This is a genomic window from Mesorhizobium sp. M8A.F.Ca.ET.021.01.1.1, assembly GCF_003998025.1.
Lineage (GTDB): Bacteria > Pseudomonadota > Alphaproteobacteria > Rhizobiales > Rhizobiaceae > Mesorhizobium.
Map to the genome: position 1 here is coordinate 1 of NZ_RZSJ01000640.1, position 3,387 is coordinate 3,387.

Consider the following 3,387-nt stretch of genomic DNA (forward strand, 5'->3'; position numbering starts at 1 on the left):
GTTTCGCGGCGCCCTGCGCGAGGCGCTTGCCGGCATCGGCAATGTCACCGCCATTCACGAGGCCGGCGATTTCGAGAGTGCCAAGGCGCTGGTCGTGGCCAATGAAGATGTCGATCTGGTGCTGCTCGACCTGTCGATGCCTGGCGCCAGCGGCCTCTCCGGCCTGATCTCGCTGCGCGGCATCCATCCGGCGGTGCCGCTGGTCGTGGTGTCGGCGCATGACGATCCGGCGACCATCCGGCGCGCGCTCGATCTCGGCGCTTCCGGTTTCATCTCGAAGTCGGCCAGCATGGAGGAAATCCGCGGCGCGGTGCAGTCGGTGCTTGCGGGCGATATCGCGGCACCCGTCGGCGTCGATCTCGGCGTCGAACGCGATCCCGAAATATCGGACCTGATCAAACGGCTGCAGGCGCTGACGCCGCAGCAGACCCGCGTGCTGGGCATGCTGGCCGAGGGCCTGCTCAACAAGCAGATCGCCTATGAGCTCGGCGTCTCCGAGGCCACGATCAAGGCGCATGTCTCGGCCATATTGCAGAAGCTCGGCGTCGACAGCCGCACCCAGGCGGTGATCCTGCTGTCCAAGATCGGCAGCGACCCCCTGCAGCCGGCGGGCTGAGCGCCGGCGTCCTCGGCTCAATCGGAACACTCAACTTCGGCTCGCCGCACCGGCCGGACGCTGAAGACCATGAAACTGACGGCGGCCATGATCCAGACGCCGATGCCGCCATAGAGCATCACCCAGCCAAAGCCATCTCGCAGCGCGTCGCGGGCGATCGGATCAGGCAGACCAGGGATGGGATTTCCGGCTGCGATCCCTTCGGCGGCGAGACGCAGCTGGGCGGCATCGAGGTCGGGCAGCACTCGGCTGAGATGTGCCAGCACGCCGCTTGCAAGGATGAAGCCCATCACCGCTATGTTCAGCGCCAGCGAAACCATGCGGGCGCTCATGTCGATGCCCGACGCCATGCCGGCGCGGTCGCTCGAAACCGAACCCGTCGTCGTGTTGGTGACGGGCGTGTTGGTGATCCCGAGGCCGGTTCCGGCGATCAGGCAGCCAGACAGCATCGTCAGCCAGCTGGCCTCGGCGGCCGCGCTGCCGAACTTCATCGCGATGAACCCCACGCCGATGGCGGCGAGCCCCGCAGGGATGACGACACCAGGCTGGTAGCGCAGCGAAAGCCGCTCCGCCACGGGCGGCATCATGAGCATCGGCAGTGTGTAAGCGAGCAAGGCAAGGCCGGTGGAAAGGCTGTCATAGCCGAGCCCGGCATGGAACCAGATCGGTAGGTAGATCATGAAAGGCCAGTAGGAGAGGTTCATCGCCGCCGAGCCGACGATGGCGCCGGAAAACGGCCGGATCCGGAAGACCGAGAAATCAAACATCGGCCGCTTGCTGATCCTTTCGGCGATGAGGAAGGCGATGAAGCTCGCGATCGAGACACCGAGGATCACCAGTGCCGTCGGACTGGCGAAACCGAGATCCGGGCCTTGCGTGATGTAGAAAACGAGGCAAAAGACCGACGGCGACAGCGTCACGATGCCCGCCAGGTCGAGCTTGCCCGCCTGTGGATCTTTCGATTCATGGACGCCGGTCAATGCCAGCACAAACGCCATGACTGTTGCCGGCACATGGATGAGGAACACCCATTCCCAGCTCGAGATCGCGACGATGCCGCCACCGACGATGGGCCCGAAGCCGAGACCGACACCGAAGATGACGCCCCACCAGCCCCAAGCCACCGCGCGCTCGCGGCCTTCCCTGAATTCGTGCGACAGAACGGCGAGCTGACAAATCAGCATCGCGCCGCCGCTCAGGCCCTGCAGAAACCGGGCGACGATCAAGGTGGATACGTCGTCCGCCAGGCCGCAGATCAGCGACGTCAGGCCGAAGGCGGCGATGGAGACCAGGAAGACGCGCTTGCGCCCGTAACGGTCGGCGATGGTGCCGACCGCCATCAGCACGGTGGTGACCGCGATCGTGTAGGCGTTCATCACCCACTGCAATTGCCTGAAGTCCGCGTGCAGCACTTCTTCCAGCGTCGGCAGGATGGCGGGAACGCTTGAAATCTCCAGCCCGAACATCAGGCATGCCAGGCAAGCGGCAAACAGGACGACGATGCCTCGGCGGGTGAGGACAGCCATGGTCAAACCTTTCGAATTCCCGGGCACGGCGATCTGCTGACCGCCTGCCATGCACTGCACAGTTAGGGCAGGCTTGATCATTTGAAAATTGCATGGTTGGCTATTTCAGTGACAACAAAGCGAGATAGCTGACATGACGCTGGACGTAGAAGCGGTGAAGGCGTTCGTCACCGTTGCGGATCTCCGCAGCTTCACGCGTGCCGCCGAAGCACTCGGCAGCACGCAAGGCGCGGTCAGCGTCAGGCTGAAGCGGCTTGAGGACCGGCTTGGCCAGAGACTGATCGAGCGGACGCCCCGGCTGGTCCGACTTTCCACGCGAGGCGAAATATTCCTGGAGCCGGCGCGCGATTTCCTTGCCGCGCACGACCGCGCCGTCGCGAGCCTGACCGCTGTCCGCCGCCGCTTCAGGCTCGGCATCGCCACCCATGTCGGCGGCGCCGAGGTTCCGACCTTGCTGGCGCGGCTCAGCGCGCATGATCCTGCCCTCACCATCGAGGTTCGGCTCGATGATTCGCGCGATCTGCTCGACGCGTTCGACCGCGGCGAGCTCGATGCGGCGATCATCCGCCGTGAGGACGACCGTCGCGACGGCGAGGTGCTGGCGCCGGAGCATTTCGGCTGGTACGCCGCTCCGGGTTTCGTCCACCGGGCCGGCGAGCCGCTGCACCTGGCCGCATCCTCGCCATCCTGCGGCATCCGCAACATCGCGACCGGCGCGCTCGACACGGTCGGAATTCCTTGGACGGAAGTGTTCCTTGGCTGCGGCTCCTTTGCGGTGGCCGAGGCTGTCACGGCCGGCCTCGCAACATCGGTCTTTTCCTGCCGACTGGCGCCGCCCGGAACGATCGAGGTGAGCCGGAAATTCGGCCTGCCGCCGCTGCCGGCATCCGAGATCGTGCTGCTTTCGACGCTTTCGGACATCAAGTCGCGCGAGGCGCTGCGCACGCTGGCCATGGCCTTTCGCGAGCATCGCCCGCCGGCAACGGTCACCGCCACGCGGCCCCGTTTCCGCAACTCGCAAGGGGCCGACAATCTGTCCAACGCGTAAGTCCCGTGCCCGTTTCAGCGATGATGGCCGGATTGCGCGTCGTCTGACGTTAACGCCTACGGCTGCTCGATGAGCAGCATTCTGATCTGGTCATCGTCCATGCCGGAGCGTTCAGCCGAGCCGCACCGACAGCTCCGGCGTCACTCCGCCGCCCGCACCATCGGCCTGAACCTGGCCATCATCGACCGCAGCACCGC

At 65.4% G+C, this 3,387-nt stretch carries 3 protein-coding genes; 2 read left to right on the forward strand and 1 reads right to left on the reverse strand.

Translation table 11 applies throughout. From position 1 onward, the window contains the following. Nucleotides 1-616 (forward strand): response regulator transcription factor (locus tag EOA36_RS31295; protein ID WP_145969402.1); only part of this gene is annotated, 616 nt, incomplete at its 5' end. Nucleotides 617-633: 17 nt separating this feature from the next. Here the strand turns inward: EOA36_RS31295 and EOA36_RS31300 are convergent. Continuing rightward, entirely contained in the window at nucleotides 634-2,142 is a 1,509-nt protein-coding gene (locus EOA36_RS31300; protein WP_127280745.1) for an MFS transporter, read from the reverse strand. 133 nt (nucleotides 2,143-2,275) lie between these two features. Here EOA36_RS31300 and EOA36_RS31305 point away from each other — a divergent pair, with 133 nt between their 5' ends. Next, on the forward strand, nucleotides 2,276-3,190 hold the full coding sequence (locus EOA36_RS31305) for a LysR family transcriptional regulator (RefSeq protein ID WP_189553451.1): 915 nt from the start codon (nucleotides 2,276-2,278) through the stop codon (nucleotides 3,188-3,190). The last annotated feature ends 197 nt before the right edge of the window (nucleotides 3,191-3,387 follow it).

What these genes read in the sequence shown, in the direction of transcription:
- EOA36_RS31300 (WP_127280745.1), bottom strand. Translation starts at nt 2,142, where the DNA reads ATGGCTGTCCTCACCCGCCGAGGCATCGTCGTCCTGTTTGCCGCTTGC.
- EOA36_RS31305 (WP_189553451.1), top strand. Translation starts at nt 2,276, where the DNA reads ATGACGCTGGACGTAGAAGCGGTGAAGGCGTTCGTCACCGTTGCGGAT.